The sequence below is a fragment of the Candidatus Hydrogenedentota bacterium genome, assembly GCA_035450225.1.
In the GTDB taxonomy this organism is placed as follows: Bacteria; Hydrogenedentota; Hydrogenedentia; order Hydrogenedentales; family SLHB01; genus DSVR01.
In genome coordinates this window covers 41,609-58,394 of sequence record DAOTMJ010000008.1, presented here as the reverse complement: position 1 = coordinate 58,394, position 16,786 = coordinate 41,609, and the positions used below count along the sequence as shown (strand labels likewise).

The following is a 16,786-nucleotide window of genomic DNA, read 5'->3' as shown; positions in this document are numbered from 1 at the left end:
GCCGTGGGTTCCGTTATCGGGAAACCCGCCTTGCCTCAATTCTTCGTACCATCATCCACCACGGTGAAATCGGCGTCCATTGTGCCATCCTTGGGCTGTGGGTCACGCCCTTCCGAAGGCCCTGCCTGTCCCGATCCCGATCCGCCGGCCTGTTGTTGCTGCGCGGCCGCCGCGGCATACATCGCCTCGGCCATCTTGTGCGACGCCTGCGTCACTTTCTGCATGGCGGCCTCGATGGCGGGAATGTCGTCGCCGTTCATCACCGACCGCAGTTCGGCCAACGCCGACTCGATGGCCGCCTTGTCCTGCGCCGAAACTTTGTCCGCGTTTTCACGCAGCATCTTCTCCGTGCCATAGGCGAGCGTGTCCGCATTGTTGTGGACCTCAATCTTGTGTTTGCGTTCCTGATCTTCCTTGGCGTGCGATTCGGCGTCGCGAACCATCTTTTTGATTTCTTCCTCGCTCAGGCCGCTCGACGATTCAATACGTATCTTCTGTTCCTTGCCCGTGGCAAGATCCTTGGCCGACACGTGCACGATCCCGTTTGCGTCAATGTCGAACGCCACTTCGATCTGGGGGATGCCGCGCGGCGCCGGCGGAATGCCCACCAAGTCGAAACGGCCCAGCGTGCGGTTGTCCGCGGCCAGTTCACGCTCGCCCTGAAGAACGTGGATCGTGACGGCTGTCTGGTTGTCCGCGGCGGTTGAAAATATTTGCCGTTTGGTGACCGGGATAGTCGTGTTTCGTTCGATCAACTTGGTGCAGATGCCGCCAAGTGTTTCAATTCCGAGCGATAGTGGTGTAACATCGAGCAGTAGAACATCCTTCACTTCACCCCCCAGCACGCCCGCCTGAATGGCGGCGCCGATCGCCACGACCTCGTCCGGATTCACGCCCCGATGGGGCTCCTTGCCGAAAATGTTCTTTACAATGGCCCCGACGGCCGGCATGCGCGTCATACCGCCTACCAGGATCACTTCATCAATGTCCGACGCCTTGAGTCCGGCATCCTCGAGCGCGCGGAAACACGGTTGCTTGGTGCGCTGCAGGAGGGCATCGCACAGTTGTTCAAGTTTGGCTCGGGTAAGCGTGTAGTTCATGTGTTTCGGCCCCGAGGCATCGGCCGTGATAAACGGCAGATTGATGTCGGTGGACATAACGGTGGAAAGTTCGCACTTGGCCTTTTCGGCGGCTTCCTTGAGGCGTTGCAGGGCCATGGGATCCTTGCGCAGATCGATGCCCTGGTCGCGCAGGAATTCGTCCGCCAGCCATGTGATGATGCACTGGTCGAAATCGTCCCCGCCCAGGTGCGTGTCGCCGTTGGTGCTTTTCACCTCGAAACTGTCGTCGCCAATGGCGAGGATCGAGATGTCGAACGTGCCGCCGCCCAAGTCGTACACGGCGACCTTTTCGCTTTTCTTTTTGTCGAGGCCATAGGCCAGCGCGGCGGCCGTGGGCTCGTTGATGATGCGCAGCACATCGAGTCCCGCAATGCGGCCCGCGTCTTTGGTGGCTTGCCGCTGGGCGTCGTTGAAATAGGCGGGCACCGTGATGACCGCCTGGGTCACTTTTTCACCGAGGTAAGTTTCCGCCGTTTCCTTCATTTTTTGCAGGATCATCGCGGAGATTTCCGGCGGGCGATACGTTTTCCCCTGGACCATGACCTGACAGTCGCCGGTCGAGGTGGCCGAGACCTTGTACGGGACGAGTTTCTCTTCCGATCCGACTTCGTTGTAGCGGCGTCCCATGAAACGTTTGATGGAAAACACCGTGTTTTGGGGATTGGTCACGGCCTGGCGCTTGGCGACAGTGCCCACCAGCCGCTCGCCGTCCTTGGTGAACGCCACGACGGACGGGGTTGTCCGGCTACCTTCCGCATTGGCTATGACGACCGGTTCGCCGGCTTCCATGACGGCGACGCACGAGTTCGTTGTTCCGAGGTCAATTCCGATTACCTTGCCCATAATGTCGTATCCTCCACGCGCGCCTATGCGCTATTCTGTACTGGTTTCCGATTCGTTTGTTTCCGCAGGCGGTTCCTCGGCGGGCGCTTTGCCCACAACGACCTTGGCGGGCCGTATCACCGAGCCGCCCATTCGATATCCCTTTAGCATTTCCCGTGCCACATGATCAGGCGGACAATCGGCCGTCTCAAGGCAGGCCACCGCCTCGTGGCAGGCCGGATCGAACGGCTGGCCCGCCGCGGCAATCGGCTCTACACCATGGCGGCCCAACGCATCGCGGAATTGTTTTGCCACCATTTCAACCCCTTCGATTAGACCGGCCGGTTCCGCTTGGGCATGTTCAACCGCCCGTTCCAGATTGTCCAGCACCGGCAACAGATCCTGCACGAGCCGTTCCGCGGCCATGATCCGGATTTGATCCATTTCGCGCAACATTCGTTTGCGATAGTTGTCGAAATCCGCCCGCGTCCGTAGAAACTGATCCTTCTGCGCATCGCATTCGGCCCGCAAGGCGTCCCGTTCGGCCAGCAGCGCCGCCACATCCACTTCCGGCGGCGGCGGCGGTTCCGGTTGCGTCCCGGTTTTCTCCTGGGCCGCCTCCGCTTCGAGTTTTTTCTCCAATTCGGTTTTTTTCAAGGCGTCTTTCTTCATAATTCCCTTCAAAACATGCCCGCGACCCTGTGCTATACGCCCGCCAGGCGGGTCAGAAACCGGCTCAACATGGCGGCCGTATAATCCACCACCGCCGTCAACCGCTGATACGGCATCCGGCGGGGGCCCAATATGCCTATCACGCCCGCCGGCTCATTGCCCACATGGTAAGGCGATGCCACGACACTGATTTCACGCAGGCCGGGTTCTTGGCTTTCCGATCCTATCCAAACCGACGCGCCCTTCCCGGCTTTGGCCACATTCGCCCGCAATAGGGCCGCCAGGCGTTCACGTTCCTCGAGCACGCCGAACACCTCGCGTGCCCGGTCAATGTCGCGAAATTCCGGCTGCTCAAACAATTGCGCGGCCCCTTCCAGATACAACGGCGCGGGCCGGTTGGCCGGCAACAGTTGCAGTATGCGCAGCGCACGCTCCGCCAGGATCCGGTTTTCATCCAAGACCATCCGTACGATCCCATGCATCCGCGCTACCATCTGGTCGCAGGATACCCCGCGCATATGTTCATTCAAAAAACGGCTCAACTTTACGAATTCATCCGGCCCCGATCCGTCGTCCCATTGAAGTATGGCCGTGTGCACACGCCCGTAACTATCCGCCACCATCACCGCCGCGCGCGTCGGCGACACCGGCATCACTTCGATGTGCTGCACCCGGGCATTGTCCTCGTCCGGCGCCTGGACCATGCCGGTCTGATGGGACACCAGCGCCAACAACTGGCTGGTCTGGCGCATGATCTCGTCCGCGTCGTTCAGGCGGGAAGACATCTCGCGCTCGATCCGCGCGCGCTCGGCCAGCGTCAATTCCTGGACGCCCATCAGATAATCCACGTAATACCGGTATCCGCGATCCGTCGGCACGCGGCCCGAACTCGTGTGCAACTGCTGCAAGTAACCAGCCTCTTCGAGATCGGCCATCACATTGCGCACCGTGGCCGGGCTGAAATCCAATCCAAACCGCTTTACGATCACGCGAGAACCCACCGGTTCCGCTGTCGTGATGTAACACTGGACGACCGCGCGGAGTATCAACTCTTCCCGTTCATTCAGTTTCGTATTTTGATCCATGAAACCACCTTAGCACTCGACAGAAGAGAGTGCTAACAACTCGTCTGAGTGTAGCATACCCCATACCGTTTGTCAAGGATTTTGGGGCTGGATAGGTTGTTATAAAATCGTAAATTATTTCAAGACAGACGGTTACAGTAAAGAAAAGGGAATAGGCCCCTGTCTCTCAGGCGGGTTGAGCCCCCCGGTGACCCACAATGGAAAAGGGAAATGGACGCAAGGACGCAAAGGACGGGGGGCCTATTCATTCCGGCGATAACGGCCGAAACCGGGAACCCGCCTTACATCGTAAGGGAGGCATGGTATTCATGCAGGGATAGAACGCACATTTCGGATTCGCGCATGGCGCGCAGGGCTTGGATACCGGCGCGGGCGGCGGCGAGGGTGGTCATGATCGGCAGTCCCCGCTCGATGGCGGTGCGCCGGATGGCCTTGCTGTCCGCGCTGGACTCGCTTCCGAGCGGCGTGTTGATAATCCAGTCCACCTCGCCGTTGATCATGCGGTCCACGATATGGGGCCGGCCCTCGCCGACCTTGTGGACCGTTTCGACTTCGATGCCCTGCTCGCGCAAGGCGGCGGCCGTGGCCTTGGTGGCCAGGAGTTTGAAACCCAGATCCGCAAGGTCTTGGCCGATGGTCCCCATTTTGGCGCGGTCGAGGCGGTTGAGACTCAAAAAGACGGCGCCGGATTGCGGCATGGAATTGCCCGCGGCGATCTGGCTCTTCGCAAAGGCAAGGCCCATGTTGCGGTCAATGCCCATGACCTCGCCCGTGCTGCGCATTTCGGGTCCGAGCAGAATGTCCACCCCGGGGAATTTGATGAACGGCAGAACAACTTCCTTGGCCGAGACATAATTGGGCACGGGATCCGCGGTCACGCCGAGTTCGCGAAGGGTCTTGCCGGCCATGACGCGCGCGGCGATTTTCGCCAGCGGCAATCCCGTCGCCTTGCTCACGAACGGCACGGTCCGCGAAGCGCGCGGATTCACTTCGAGAATGTAGATATCGTCGTCGCGCACGGCATATTGCACGTTCATGAGACCGACGACGCCCAGTTCGTGCGCCAGTGCGCGCGTCTGGTCCTTGATGCGTTCAATGACGAATGCCGGCAAATCGTAGGGCGGCAGAATGCACGCACTGTCGCCGGAGTGGATGCCGGCTTCCTCGATATGCTGCATGACGCCCGCTACGATCACATCGGTTCCGTCGCCGAGGGCGTCCACGTCAATTTCAATGGCCGCCTCAAGGAATTTGTCAATCAGGATGGGATGTTCGGGCGACGCATCCACGGCCATCGTCATGTAACGGTCGAGCGATTCCCGGTCGTAGACGATTTCCATGGCGCGCCCGCCGAGCACGAACGACGGCCGCACGACCACGGGATAGCCGATCCGCTCCGCGATGACACGGGCTTCCGCGAGCGACGTCGCCGTGTCGTTCGCGGGCTGAAGCAGGTTGAGTTTTTCGACCACCTCACGAAAACGCTTGCGATCTTCGGCGCGCGCGATGCTGTCCGGCGATGTTCCGATAATCGGCACGCCGGCCTTTTCAAGCGCGACGGCGAGATTGAGGGGCGTCTGGCCGCCGAATTGCACGATGACCCCCTTGGGTTTTTCGCGTTCGACGATGTTCAGGACGTCCTCGAACGTGACCGGCTCGAAATAGAGCCGGTCCGCGGTGTCGTAATCGGTCGAGACCGTTTCCGGATTGCTGTTGACCATGATGGTCTCGTATCCGTCTTCCTTGAGCGCAAAGACGGCGTGCACGCAACAGTAGTCGAATTCGATGCCCTGCCCGATGCGGTTCGGGCCGCCGCCCAGAATCATTATCTTGTCCTTCGCGGCCGGCCGCACCTCGTCCTCGTCGCCGTAGGTCGAGTAGTAATAGGGTGTATAGGCCTCGAATTCCGACGCGCAGGTATCCACGAGGCGATAGGTCGGGACGACGCCATGTTTCGTGCGCAGCGCCCGGACTTCGATCGGATCCATGTTCCACAGGAAACCCAGTTGACGGTCCGAAAAGCCGCATTGTTTGGCCTTGCGCAGCACGCCGGAATCGTCGGGATTCGCCGTGCGCAGCGCCTCTTCTTCTTCGACAATCTGCCGCATGTTTTCAAGGAACCACGGGTCAATCTTCGTCGCCTCGAACAATTCCTCGACGCTGGCCCCCGCGCGGAACGCCTGCGCCAACCGGACCAGGCGTTCGGGGCGCGGCGTGCGGATCTCGCGCAACAGGGCTTCCTTTTCCTCCGGCGAGCAGGGATTTCCGGTCAGCGGCTTGTCCCGGCCATCGGCGCCAAGGCCGAAACGCCCGATTTCGAGGCCGCGGATGCCCTTTTGGAGCGATTCCTTGAAGGTCCGGCCGATGCTCATCGTTTCGCCGACACTTTTCATCTGGACCGTCAGGTTCGAGTCGGCGCCGCGGAACTTTTCAAAGGCCCAGCGCGGGATCTTCGTCACGCAATAGTCAATGGTCGGCTCGAACGAGGCCGGCGTTTCGCGCGTGATATCGTTCGGAATTTCATTGAGGAAGTAACCCACGGCCAGTTTGGCCGCAATCTTGGCGATGGGAAATCCCGTGGCTTTCGAAGCGAGCGCGGAACTGCGCGACACGCGGGGATTCATTTCAATGACAACCATCCGCCCGTTGCCCGGATGCACGGCAAACTGGATGTTCGACCCGCCGGTATCCACGCCGATTTCGCGGATAATCGCGATGGCCGCATCGCGCATGACCTGGTATTCCTTGTCGGTCAGCGTCTGAGCCGGCGCAACCGTGATGCTGTCACCGGTATGAATCCCCATGGGATCGAAATTTTCGATCGAGCAGATGATCACGACGTTGTCGTTCATGTCGCGCATCACCTCGAGTTCGTATTCCTTCCATCCGATGACCGATTCCTCTATCAGCACCTCGTTGATGGGGCTGCACGAAAGCCCCCATTCGACCACGCCATCGTATTCATCGCGGTTGTAGGACACGCCCGCGCCCATCCCGCCCAGCGTGAAGGCCGGACGAACGATCGCGTTGTAATTGAGTTCGGCGCCGAATTCGCGGGCTTCCGCGAGCGAATGGACGACCCGGCTACGGGGCACTTCGAGCCCGATGCGCAACATGGCCTCGCGAAACAGGCCGCGATCCTCGGCCTTCTTGATTGCGCCCAGACGCGCGCCGATGAGTTCGCAGTCGTATTTTTCCAGAATGCCCGTCTCGGCCAGTTCGACCGAAAGATTCAGCCCCGTTTGCCCGCCCACGGTCGGCAATAGGGCATCGGGCCGTTCCCGCGCGATTATCTGTTCGAGCATGGCGGCGGTCAACGGCTCGATGTAGGTCCGGTCCGCCGTTTCCGGATCGGTCATGATTGTCGCGGGATTGCTGTTGACCAGGACAACCTCGTATCCCTCTTCGCGCAGAGCCTTGCAGGCTTGCGTGCCGGAATAATCGAATTCGCAGGCCTGGCCAATGACGATGGGGCCGGAACCAATCAGCAGGATTTTGTGCAGATCCGTTCGTTTGGGCATTTCAGGTAACAGGCTCCAAGTTTCGTGAACCGAGATCGTTCCACCGGATCCGGCGGATTCGACGAATCAATTGGTTTGCCGCGTAATCTCCAATATTTCCAGGACCATATCGCCCGCGGGCACTTTCGCCACCGCCGTATCGCCCACCGACAGGCCCAGCAGGGCTTTGCCCACCGGCGACTGAACGGAAAGCCGGCCATGCGCCAAATCCATTTCCAACGGACTCACCAGCGAATACACCATTTCCTTGTTGGTTTTTTTGTTGAGCACCCGGACCGTGGATCCCAGATACGCTTTTGTGGCGTCAATATCCTTGTCTTCAATCACCACGGCGCGCGTCAACTTGTCTTCCATGTCGCGAATGCGTGCGTGGAGCATGGCCTGCTCTTCTTTCGCCGCATGGTAATCGGCGTTTTCGCTGAGATCACCGTAGCTGCGCGCCAGTTCGATGGCCTCCGCCACTTTCATGCGCCGCGCGTTGCATTCGGCCAGTTCCGCCTTGAGTTTTTCCAGCCCTTCCCGGGTCACATACACTTTGTCCATGCGTGGCTGCCTATGCTCCTGATTGCGATTGGCCGCGCCGCCTCGCGGCCCTTGGATTTGTGTGCCAATGTCGGGCGCACAGTATAGCAAACCCCGCAGGCGGCGCCAAACGCCCGATCCCCCGCGGGCCCGGCCAGCGTCAAGGCAGGCGCATCGAGTGGCGCTCAAAATCGGGTGTTGCCGGCTGCGAATCGCTCCGGCCGTTTTCGTGTCCGGGCGCGGCAGGGGGGCTTACGCCGCGTCGATCGTCTTTGGATTGCGCAGGTGGGCGACGGCGTCGTCGTGCGTGATCGCGCCTTCCATATAAAGGTTCTTGATGCACTTGTCGAGCGTCAACATGCCGTCGCGTGTCGCGGTTTCGATGATGCTGTACACCTGGTGCGTTTTCCCCTCGCGGATCAGGTTCGACACCGCAGTGTTGTTTTTCATCAGTTCGTAGGCCAGCACGCGGCCCTTGCCGTCCTCGCGCGGCAACAGCCGCTGCGACAGCACCGCGAGCAGCGTCATGGACAATTGGACCCGGATCTGCTGCTGCTGTTCGCCGGGAAACACGTCCACGATGCGGTCCACGGTCTGCACCGCGTCGTTCGTGTGCAGCGTCGCGAACACGAGATGGCCGGTCTCGGCGGCGCGCAGCGCGGCCTGGATCGTCTCAAGGTCGCGCATCTCGCCGATCATGATGACGTCGGGACTCTGCCGCAGCACGTATTTGAGCGCGTTGGGAAACGTCAGCGTGTCGCCGCCGATTTCACGCTGATCCACGATGCTTTTCTTGTGCGAATGGACATATTCCACGGGATCCTCGATGGTGATGATATGGCATGCGCGCGATGCGTTGATGAAATCCACGATGGACGCCAGCGTGGTCGTCTTGCCGTGGCCCGTCGGGCCGGTCACGAGGATCAGGCCCTGTTTCATCAGAGCCAGCGCCGCGACATCCCCGGGCAGGCCGAGTTCCTTGAACGACGGCACCGTTTCGGGAATCGGCCGCAACGCCGCCGCAACCGTCTGCCGTTGCAGGTAGACGTTGACGCGAAACCGCTGTTTGCGCCCCGGCGTCATCGAAAAATCGAGTTCCTTCCGTTCCTCGAAGAATTTTCGCTGTTCGGCCGAGAGCAGGCCGTAAATCAGTGCGCGCGCCTGCTCCGCCGTCAGGGCCTCCCAGCGCGGCGCGGGCCGCAGTTCGCCGTGAATCCGCAGCATGGGCGGCGCACCCGCCGTGACGATCAGATCGGACGCCTTTTCCTTTACAACCGCATCGAGCAGCGCTTTGATATCCATCTCAAATCCCCGGTTCCGCGGCACGCAACGATCTTGTGCCGCCCCCATGATACCCCAGCGCCGGCCTGCAAGCAACGGACGAGCGCGGCGTGGGATTGGAAATGCCGCACTCATGGGAATTCAATGAGGCAGGTAACGGATCGGGACGCCGGACCGCCACGCGGACATAACGAAAGCGTCAGTGCGTGACGAGACCGATAGACGACAATGCGATTCAGGAGGCCATTGACCGCCTTCATGCGGCCGCGCCGGGATCGGTCGTCATTTTGTTCGGATCGCGGGCGCGGGGTTACCGGGCGTTACGGAGGCGTTCGACCAGACGGGAATGGCGCGCGGCGACCTGGGTGTTGCGGATCGCCATGCCGACGGCTTTCGAATCGCCAACGACGATGACCAGTTTTTTCCCCCGTGTGACGGCGGTGTAAAGCATGTTGCGCTGAAGCAGCAAATAATGCTGCGCAAGCAGGACAAGCACGATGGCGGGATATTCGCTGCCCTGCGACTTGTGGACCGTCATCGCATAGGCCGGGGCGAGGTCGTCCGTCTCCAGGAAGGGATAGATGACCGTCCGGTCGTCGAAACGCACTTCAAGTTCCGCCGCCTCGACGTCAACGACCGTGATGACGCCCACGTCGCCATTGTACACGTCCAGTTCGTAATTGTTCCGCAACTGGATCACCTTATCGCCTTTTCGGAACGGCTTGCGCGGGATGGCCGCGCCCGACGGATTCAGCGCGGCCTGCAATGCCTCGTTCAGGCGTTCGACGCCCGCCGCGCCGCGGTGCATCGGCGCCAGCACCTGGATGTCGCGCAGCGGATCAAGCCCAAACTTGCGCGGCATCCGCCCGCAAACCAGTTCGACAACCGTTTCGGCAGCCTTTTCCGGATCCTTGCGCTCGACAAAGAAAAAGTCGGTCGCGTTGAATTCGGGGTACTGGCCGTTGTTGATGCGGTGCGCATTCGCGACGATCCCGCTCTGCGCGGCCTGGCGGAACACGGTCTTGAGCCAAATGACCGGCACGACCCCGCTCGATATGATGTCCATGAGCACCGTGCCCGGCCCGACGCTCGGCAACTGATCCACGTCGCCGACCAGAATGAGCCGTGCATACGGGGGGATCGCCTTCAGCAAATGCTGCATCAGCGGCAGATCCACCATCGAACTCTCGTCCACGATCACGACGTCCGCAGCAAGCGGATTGTTCTCGTCGCGCATGAAATGCCCTTCCTTCGGACTGAATTCGAGCAGCCGGTGTAAGGTGCGGGCGGGCGCGCCGGACGCGGTTTCCATGCGTTTCGCGGCGCGGCCCGTCGGGGCGGCGAGGAGCACGCGCAACTCTTTTTTCCCGAAAATCGTCCAGAGGCTGCGAATCAACGTGGTCTTGCCCGTGCCTGGTCCGCCGGTAACGACCATGACCTTCGCGGCGGCCGCGGTGTGAATCGCCTCGCGCTGGCCTTCGGACAGTTGAATGGCTCCGGTCCGCTCGATCCACGCGCAGGCCTTTTCGGCGTCTATTTGCACGGGTTTTGCCGGCGTGTGCAGCAACCGCTTCAGGCAGGCGTCGCATTCGGTTTCGGCACGGTGCATCGGCCGCAGATAAATGGCATCATGTTCGCGGACCACCGCCTGCTTCGCCACCAGCGCCACCAGCGATTTACCCACCAATCCGGCCTCGGCGCCCAGCAATCCCGACGCCTGAGCGATCAGATCGTTTTCCGGCAAAAAAACATGGCCGTTGGCCGTGGCCTGTTCGAGCGCATACACGAGGCCGGCCTCGAGCCGCTGCGGCGCCGTCGGCGCCATGCCAAGCCGCACAGCGATTGCGTCGGCCTTCTTGAATCCGATTCCCGCGACTTCGTCCGCAAGCCGGTAGGGATTTTCGCGCAACACCGACGCGGCCGTGTCGCCATACTGCTTCTGGATGCGCGCGGCCTGCGCGCCGGCAATCCCGTGTTCCTGCAGGAACAGCATGACGGCCCGCGCGCCCTGCTGCGCGCGCCAAGCCTGGCTGATTTGTTTCGCGCGCCTGAGTCCAATGCCGGAAACCCCCTTCAACCGTTCCGGTTCTTCCTCGATTACGCGCAGCGTGTCGAGCCCAAAGGCCTTCACCAGCCGCTTCGCATACTGCGCCCCGATCCCTTTGATCAGGCCGGAACCGAGGTATTTTTCCACGGCTTCAAGGCTCGTCGGCGCGACAATGTCATAGTTGTCGGCGCGAAATTCCTTCCCGTACTTGGGATTCTCGTTCCAGCGGCCGGACAGGCGCACTGTCGCGCCGGGCGTCAACGCCATGGCGTGCCCGGTGAACGGAACCAGTTCCGGATGGCCCGCCGCGCGCAAGCGGCCCACGACGAAACCCGACTCGGCGTTTTCGTAGACAATCCGCTCGACGACGCCCTCGATGGTTTCAGGGTCGCTGTCGGTGTGGGCGGGGTCGAATAGATCCATGAGCCGCGGTTCTCAGCCTCCGATGGGCACGCTGTCGAAACGGCGCACGACGATCTCGTCCGTCGCGGCGCGCGGACTCTGCGTGGCGAGAAACAACGCCACGTGCGCGATGTCCTCCGGCTGAAGCCAGTTCGTCTTGTCGCGATCCGGCATGTTTTCGCGGGCGAGCTGCGTGTCCACGCCGCCGGGGCATATCGCATGCACGCCTATTCCGTAGGGGCGCAATTCCATCGCGAGAACTTTCGTCAGGCCGTTCAATCCATGCTTGGATGCACAATACGCGGCCTGTTCCGCGATGGGCTTGAGTCCCGCCACGCTCGAAATGTTGATGATCCGGCCACGCCTGCGCGCCATCATTCCGGGCAAGACGGCCTGAATGCACAAAAACGGCCCCGTCAGGTTGACGTCGAGCGTCCGCCGCCACGACGCCTCATCCGTTTCTATAAACGGCTTGAACGATCCGTACCCCGCGTTGTTCACGAGGATGTCAATGGGGCCCAACTCGCATTCGGCCATCCGTACAGCCTCGGAAACGCCGCGGGCCGACGTCACGTCACACACAATCGCCCGCGCGCGCCGGCCCAGCCGGCGCACGGCATCGGCCGTCTCCTCGATTTCGCGCGCCGTCCGCGCAATCGCCGCAATGTCGCAGCCTTGTCGGGCAAACGCCAACGCGATGCCACGCCCGATCCCGCGTCCCGCGCCCGTAATCAACGCCACCGTGTCCTGTAACGCCATCGGTTCCAAAGGCTTCTCCTTATGTGCGCGCCGCGGACTCGTCGCTGCCGGCCCGCCTCACCAAATCGGCCATACTGCATCGTTCCGGGCCGATCCGCAAAGCGGTTTGCATTGCGTCCCGCAACACCGGATCTTGCCGCAGGGCCGAGGGATTGTCGCCGGCGTTGCGCAGGCAATTCATCACGTCCGCCATCGTGATTTTGTCAATGGATCGCGCGGGCTGATACGTGGGCGGGTTCGACGCGGACTTCACAAAAATGTTCGCCTTTTCGAGCACATCGAACGTCGTGTTCAACATGCGCGACGGCACGTTCCACTGGCGCGAGCAATCCTCGATGGACATGCCCGGCAGTCCCGCGTCGAAGCGGCGGCACACCTCGATGGCCGCCCAGATTCCCAGGCTTTCTTTGTAGGCAAAACTCGACGTGTCCATAAAGCGTTCCATCGCAAAGGTCGGCTCATGCTGATAGGCGAAGGCCAGCACCGCCCCGAACAGCAGCGTCAGCCAACTGAAATACACCCACATCAGCAATATGGGGATCTGCGCGAAGGTCAAATACACGATATTGTAGCGCGGCAGCCCGAACTGGAACCGCACGTAGGCCCACGACATCAGGCACCAGATGGTCCCGGCCACGATGCCCGCGAACAGGGCGTACCGGAACTTCACGCGGGTCTTCGGAATGAAATAATACATGAGCGTGAGGACGACGTAACTCAACACGAACTGGATGCCGCGAAGGCCGACCGCAAACGAGCCGAGTCTTCGGGTAATCACGGCGCTTTCGAGCACGGCCGTGGCGCTGAGCACCGCCGACACCATGAACGGCAACAGCAGCAGGATCATGAGGTAGTCGCTCAATATCCGGTACCACGACCGGCTCCACGGCAGGTTCCAGATCTTGTTGAATGACGCCTCGACGTTCATCATCAATCCGAAAACGGCGCTCAGGACGAACACGATCCCCGCCAGCGTCAACGTCCGGGGATTCGAGCTTCGCTCCGCGTAGAGCATGATCATCTTGACCGGATTCGTCAGTTGCCGCCCGTCCGGCGCAATGTTCCCCGGCTGCTCGAACCCCCCGAACAGCAGCGCAATCAGGGTCTCCCACAACTCGCGGTTGCGCTCCGCGCTTTCCGATGGGACGGCCGCGACGCCGGAGGGCAACGAGGGCTCGAGCAGATCCCCGATGGCCTCCCCGACATTGAAGGTCTGAATGATGAAAAACATGATCGCGAGAAACGGCACGATGGACAGGATCGTCGCAAACGTCAGCGCGGACGCGCGCAGAAGCAGATCGTCCTCCCAAAGATGCTTGGCCAGCAGAACGATCATGCGGATGTGCTTGGGAATGAAACCATGCGGAATCTCCTCGCCCGGCCGCCCGATATGCCACACGTCGTGCATGACAAACCGGCGGCCCCGGCGCAAGGCTTCCGCCATTCGTGTCCGATAGTCGCCCATGCCGCTATGCTAAACCACCGGTCCCGGCTCCGGCAAGCCATACCGGCGCGCGCGGCGCATTATGCGTTTCGTCCAAACAGGATCTCGCCGCCGCGGCCCTGGGCGATGAGCGAAACGTAGGATTCCAAATCCTTTTGCACGTCCGGCGCCGTCAGGTCGAGCGTCCGGCCGCGTTCGGCGGCCATGTAAGCGGCCTGGCACAACTTCGTGATTTCGAGACCGTACGCCCAGTTCAGCTTCGCATCCTTTCCCGCCGCAAACGCGCGGCACGCGTCTATATGCTCGTCCGTGTAGCCGTAGAGATCCGCCTCGTTCGGCTCGACGGGCAGCAATCCCCGGCTCGCGGTGGATTTTTCGAGCGCGGACTCGACATCGGCCGCGGCATCGGCCGCCTCATCGCCGATGAAAATCTGCAGCGGAGTCTGGAGGCTGTTCATCTCGAAGGCATACCCCGGTCCGAGCGCGTCCATCGAAAGGCGCATGCCCTGTTTGTCGTACATCCACGAACTCGTGAACTGGCCCTTGACCAACTGGCCGTTGTCCGGGTTGCGGAACGTGACCAGCCCCGTCGCGAAGTCTTCGGCGGGAACCTTTCCGTAATCCACGCCCATTTTGTCGAGCAGGCGCTTGCGCCATTGCGGCTGGCCCCACTTGAGCAGCGCTGTCTCGGCCGTCACCGACACCGGCTGCAGAAAATCAACCGGCTTGCCGAGCGGCGTCAGCACATACCACACCGCCGCGATACAGTGGCACGCCATGTCGCACAACACCCCCCCGCCCTGTTTCGTCGGATCCCAGAACCAGCCCTCGTGCGGCCCCGCGTGCTCTTCCGCGGCGCGCGACAGCGTGAACGGGCCCATCGAGCGTTGCTGCGGCGCAAGTTGGGCCAGTTGCGCCGCGATGGTTTTCATGTGAATCTGGTTCTCGAAATACGCGGTCGGAAGGTTCATTTCGCGGCCAAGTTCGACAAGCCGCCGGGCCTCCGCGACGGTGCGGCCGAGCGGTTTTTCGCAGATCACGCCCTTGAGCGGCGCGCCCGCCTTGACGGCGTCCCGAATACGCTCCACGATCTCGATGCGCGCAAAATTCGGCGCAAACACGGCCACGGCGTCGCAACGGTTGCACAGTTCCTCGACGGTCGAATACACCTTGCAGTCGCCGAGGCCGTTCTCCCGTGCATAGGCCGCCAATTCCTCCGCGCCCTTCAGCGCATGCACGCCCACAAGGTCAATGCCCCGCACGCATTGCAGCGCCTTCGCCTGAAACTTGGCAATAAATCCCGCACCGATATAACCCAGCCTGAACGTTCCCATCGTACATCCTCCTTGAACCGCCTATGTGGTTGTGAATTCAGCGACTCGTTGGAATTATAGGAAAGAAACGGCAGAGGCTCAAGGTGTTTGCGGACCGTGGGACAGGCTGTCCAGCCTGTCCATAAAGTTTCTAACTTTGCGAAGCGCAGGACAGGCCCACGGTCCGCAGCCAAGAGACGTTTTGTATCCTCTCTTGGTGGTTGAAAGCAGGACAGGCTGGACAGCCTGTCCCACGGCCCGCAACCAAGGGACTTTTGTATTTTCTCTTGGCGGTTGAAAGCGGGATGGAGGAAGAAGGGAAGGACAATGGTCTGTTCCGTCCACACCGACCACCGACCACCAGCCGCCGCTTCATTTCGCCTTGAGCCGTTTGACCAGTTTCGCAATCCATAGGTCAACATAGGCCGGACCGAGTTCATCGAGCACGTTCAGTCCCTGTGCGCGGCCGAACTCGATAGCCGCGTCGCGGGCGCGCCGCCGCGCCTCGCGAGCCTCTTCGGTGGTGAGTTTGCCGTCCGCCTTGGCCTCCTTGATGGCCTGCACATAGGTCCGGTAGGTCAACTCGACGCCTGCTTCGAGCGCCTGCAACGCCCGTTCAAACCGCCGGTTCCGCGCGTTTCGCAGCAGGTCGCTCGAACGAAACGCCGTCCACGCCAGCCCCAAGAGTCCGCCAATCAGCGTCAATGCCGCATCCGATTGCAGCACGTGTCCCAAAGTCATGTCCGTTTCCTTTCGTTTGCGGCGGGCCCGCCTCGTTCGCGATTGTCCGCGTGCACATGGCCGTCCGCGTAGTCGTCCTTCACCCAATCGAAGTGGCGGCGGCACCGATCGCCGAGAATCCGTTGCGGAATCCGCGCACGCGTGGCCGCCACCACCGCCGTCAAATCCACCGCAATCCCGCCGAACTCGGCGAGGTGCATCGATCGCCGCGCGACCAGCCCGCCCTCGTCCGTCCAGCCCAGACGCCGCGCGAGACGTTCCAGATCCGCCGGCGTCCGCACCGCGTCTTTCACGATGAGCCAAACCTCCTGTCCCGCCCATGCGCACAGATCCCGGCGCACGCGTTCCAACGATTCCAGCGTGGACGCATGGACCATCGCCAAGCCGTCCGCGTTCTCGAATTCGCGCAACCTGAAATGGCTCATCGCCTCGCCGTCCACGCGCGCGATCAGCGACACGTCGTTGCGCCCGCTACAGGAACGCGCGCACATCGGTCAGATACCCGTTCACCGAATCGTCGGCGTTCTTGATGCACGTCATGCCCGGACGCAGGTACACCTGCGCCAGCGCGAGACAGTCCGCGTCCGTGGCCGGCGGCGACGGCGACGCCGCCTCGACGCCGGACTTCACGCTCACGCCCCATGTGTCGAGCCGCGCCTGCACAAGATCCATGCGCGGATAGACCGCGGGCGGCAGAAAGACCGGTGTGTCCATGGCCGCCGAAAGCCGGAACGGCATTTTCGAGATAAACGCGTAGCCATGCTTCACCGTGACCGTCATGCCCGCCGGCGATTTCGCTTCAACCTTCAAATCGTCCGGCGTCGCGCCGCGCAACACACCGTCGCCGCCGCCCCACGCCAGGTTCAGGAGCCAGAACGCCAACTCCAGCGCCGCCTCGATCCGGTCGTCCCACAAATTCAATTTCGACGACGACACCGGGCGTTCCTGGAACGTCCACGTCGTCTTCGTGTAACTGCTGCCCCTAATGGCCATTGCCTTCTCCTTATAGGTTGGTGGCTGGTAGATGAGATGGCGCTCCGTTCGAACCGTTCGGAC

General features: G+C 61.6%; 13 protein-coding genes. All 13 read right to left on the bottom strand.

The window, feature by feature from the left end; translation table 11 throughout:
• Nucleotides 1-35: 35 nt before the first annotated feature.
• Entirely contained in the window at nucleotides 36-1,964 is a 1,929-nt protein-coding gene (dnaK, locus tag P5540_06875; GenBank protein HRT64537.1) for a molecular chaperone DnaK, read from the bottom strand.
• Nucleotides 1,965-1,994: 30 nt separating this feature from the next.
• On the bottom strand, nucleotides 1,995-2,615 hold the full coding sequence (gene grpE / locus P5540_06870) for a nucleotide exchange factor GrpE (GenBank protein ID HRT64536.1): 621 nt from the start codon (nucleotides 2,613-2,615) through the stop codon (nucleotides 1,995-1,997).
• A gap of 32 nt (nucleotides 2,616-2,647) precedes the next feature.
• Nucleotides 2,648-3,700 carry a heat-inducible transcriptional repressor HrcA gene (hrcA, locus tag P5540_06865; protein ID HRT64535.1) on the bottom strand — a complete coding sequence of 351 codons (1,053 nt, stop codon included), beginning with the start codon at nucleotides 3,698-3,700 and terminating at the stop codon, nucleotides 2,648-2,650.
• A gap of 281 nt (nucleotides 3,701-3,981) precedes the next feature.
• Nucleotides 3,982-7,221 carry a carbamoyl-phosphate synthase large subunit gene (gene carB / locus P5540_06860; protein ID HRT64534.1) on the bottom strand — a complete coding sequence of 1,080 codons (3,240 nt, stop codon included), beginning with the start codon at nucleotides 7,219-7,221 and terminating at the stop codon, nucleotides 3,982-3,984.
• 66 nt (nucleotides 7,222-7,287) lie between these two features.
• On the bottom strand, nucleotides 7,288-7,764 hold the full coding sequence (greA, locus tag P5540_06855; GenBank protein HRT64533.1) for a transcription elongation factor GreA: 477 nt from the start codon (nucleotides 7,762-7,764) through the stop codon (nucleotides 7,288-7,290).
• Between the two features lie 231 nt (nucleotides 7,765-7,995).
• Nucleotides 7,996-9,045, bottom strand: coding sequence for a type IV pilus twitching motility protein PilT (locus P5540_06850; GenBank protein HRT64532.1), 1,050 nt, complete (start codon nucleotides 9,043-9,045; stop codon nucleotides 7,996-7,998).
• 289 nt (nucleotides 9,046-9,334) lie between these two features.
• Nucleotides 9,335-11,494: an ATP-dependent RecD-like DNA helicase gene (locus P5540_06845; protein ID HRT64531.1), complete on the bottom strand. Its 2,160-nt coding sequence runs from the start codon at nucleotides 11,492-11,494 to the stop codon at nucleotides 9,335-9,337.
• 12 nt (nucleotides 11,495-11,506) lie between these two features.
• A complete protein-coding gene (locus tag P5540_06840) occupies nucleotides 11,507-12,232 on the bottom strand; it encodes an SDR family oxidoreductase (protein HRT64530.1) in 726 nt (241 codons plus the stop codon).
• 19 nt (nucleotides 12,233-12,251) lie between these two features.
• On the bottom strand, nucleotides 12,252-13,697 hold the full coding sequence (locus tag P5540_06835) for a YihY/virulence factor BrkB family protein (protein ID HRT64529.1): 1,446 nt from the start codon (nucleotides 13,695-13,697) through the stop codon (nucleotides 12,252-12,254).
• Between the two features lie 59 nt (nucleotides 13,698-13,756).
• Nucleotides 13,757-15,010, bottom strand: coding sequence for a Gfo/Idh/MocA family oxidoreductase (locus tag P5540_06830; protein HRT64528.1), 1,254 nt, complete (start codon nucleotides 15,008-15,010; stop codon nucleotides 13,757-13,759).
• 351 nt (nucleotides 15,011-15,361) lie between these two features.
• A complete protein-coding gene (locus tag P5540_06825; protein ID HRT64527.1) occupies nucleotides 15,362-15,730 on the bottom strand; it encodes a hypothetical protein in 369 nt (122 codons plus the stop codon).
• Nucleotides 15,727-16,221: a hypothetical protein gene (locus P5540_06820; protein ID HRT64526.1), complete on the bottom strand. Its 495-nt coding sequence runs from the start codon at nucleotides 16,219-16,221 to the stop codon at nucleotides 15,727-15,729. Before P5540_06820 ends, P5540_06825 begins: the two co-directional genes overlap by 4 nt.
• On the bottom strand, nucleotides 16,202-16,723 hold the full coding sequence (locus tag P5540_06815) for a hypothetical protein (GenBank protein ID HRT64525.1): 522 nt from the start codon (nucleotides 16,721-16,723) through the stop codon (nucleotides 16,202-16,204). Before P5540_06815 ends, P5540_06820 begins: the two co-directional genes overlap by 20 nt.
• Between the last annotated feature and the right edge of the window lie 63 nt (nucleotides 16,724-16,786).

Excerpts from the sequence above, each read along its gene's own strand:
- hrcA (HRT64535.1), bottom strand. The coding sequence starts at position 3,700 with ATGGATCAAAATACGAAACTGAATGAACGGGAAGAGTTGATACTCCGC.
- P5540_06850 (HRT64532.1), bottom strand. The coding sequence starts at position 9,045 with ATGGATATCAAAGCGCTGCTCGATGCGGTTGTAAAGGAAAAGGCGTCC.
- greA (HRT64533.1), bottom strand. The coding sequence starts at position 7,764 with ATGGACAAAGTGTATGTGACCCGGGAAGGGCTGGAAAAACTCAAGGCG.
- dnaK (HRT64537.1), bottom strand. The coding sequence starts at position 1,964 with ATGGGCAAGGTAATCGGAATTGACCTCGGAACAACGAACTCGTGCGTC.
- P5540_06820 (HRT64526.1), bottom strand. The coding sequence starts at position 16,221 with ATGTGCGCGCGTTCCTGTAGCGGGCGCAACGACGTGTCGCTGATCGCG.
- P5540_06825 (HRT64527.1), bottom strand. The coding sequence starts at position 15,730 with ATGACTTTGGGACACGTGCTGCAATCGGATGCGGCATTGACGCTGATT.
- P5540_06815 (HRT64525.1), bottom strand. The coding sequence starts at position 16,723 with ATGGCCATTAGGGGCAGCAGTTACACGAAGACGACGTGGACGTTCCAG.
- P5540_06835 (HRT64529.1), bottom strand. The coding sequence starts at position 13,697 with ATGGGCGACTATCGGACACGAATGGCGGAAGCCTTGCGCCGGGGCCGC.
- P5540_06845 (HRT64531.1), bottom strand. The coding sequence starts at position 11,494 with ATGGATCTATTCGACCCCGCCCACACCGACAGCGACCCTGAAACCATC.
- P5540_06840 (HRT64530.1), bottom strand. The coding sequence starts at position 12,232 with ATGGCGTTACAGGACACGGTGGCGTTGATTACGGGCGCGGGACGCGGG.
- carB (HRT64534.1), bottom strand. The coding sequence starts at position 7,221 with ATGCCCAAACGAACGGATCTGCACAAAATCCTGCTGATTGGTTCCGGC.
- P5540_06830 (HRT64528.1), bottom strand. The coding sequence starts at position 15,010 with ATGGGAACGTTCAGGCTGGGTTATATCGGTGCGGGATTTATTGCCAAG.
- grpE (HRT64536.1), bottom strand. The coding sequence starts at position 2,615 with ATGAAGAAAGACGCCTTGAAAAAAACCGAATTGGAGAAAAAACTCGAA.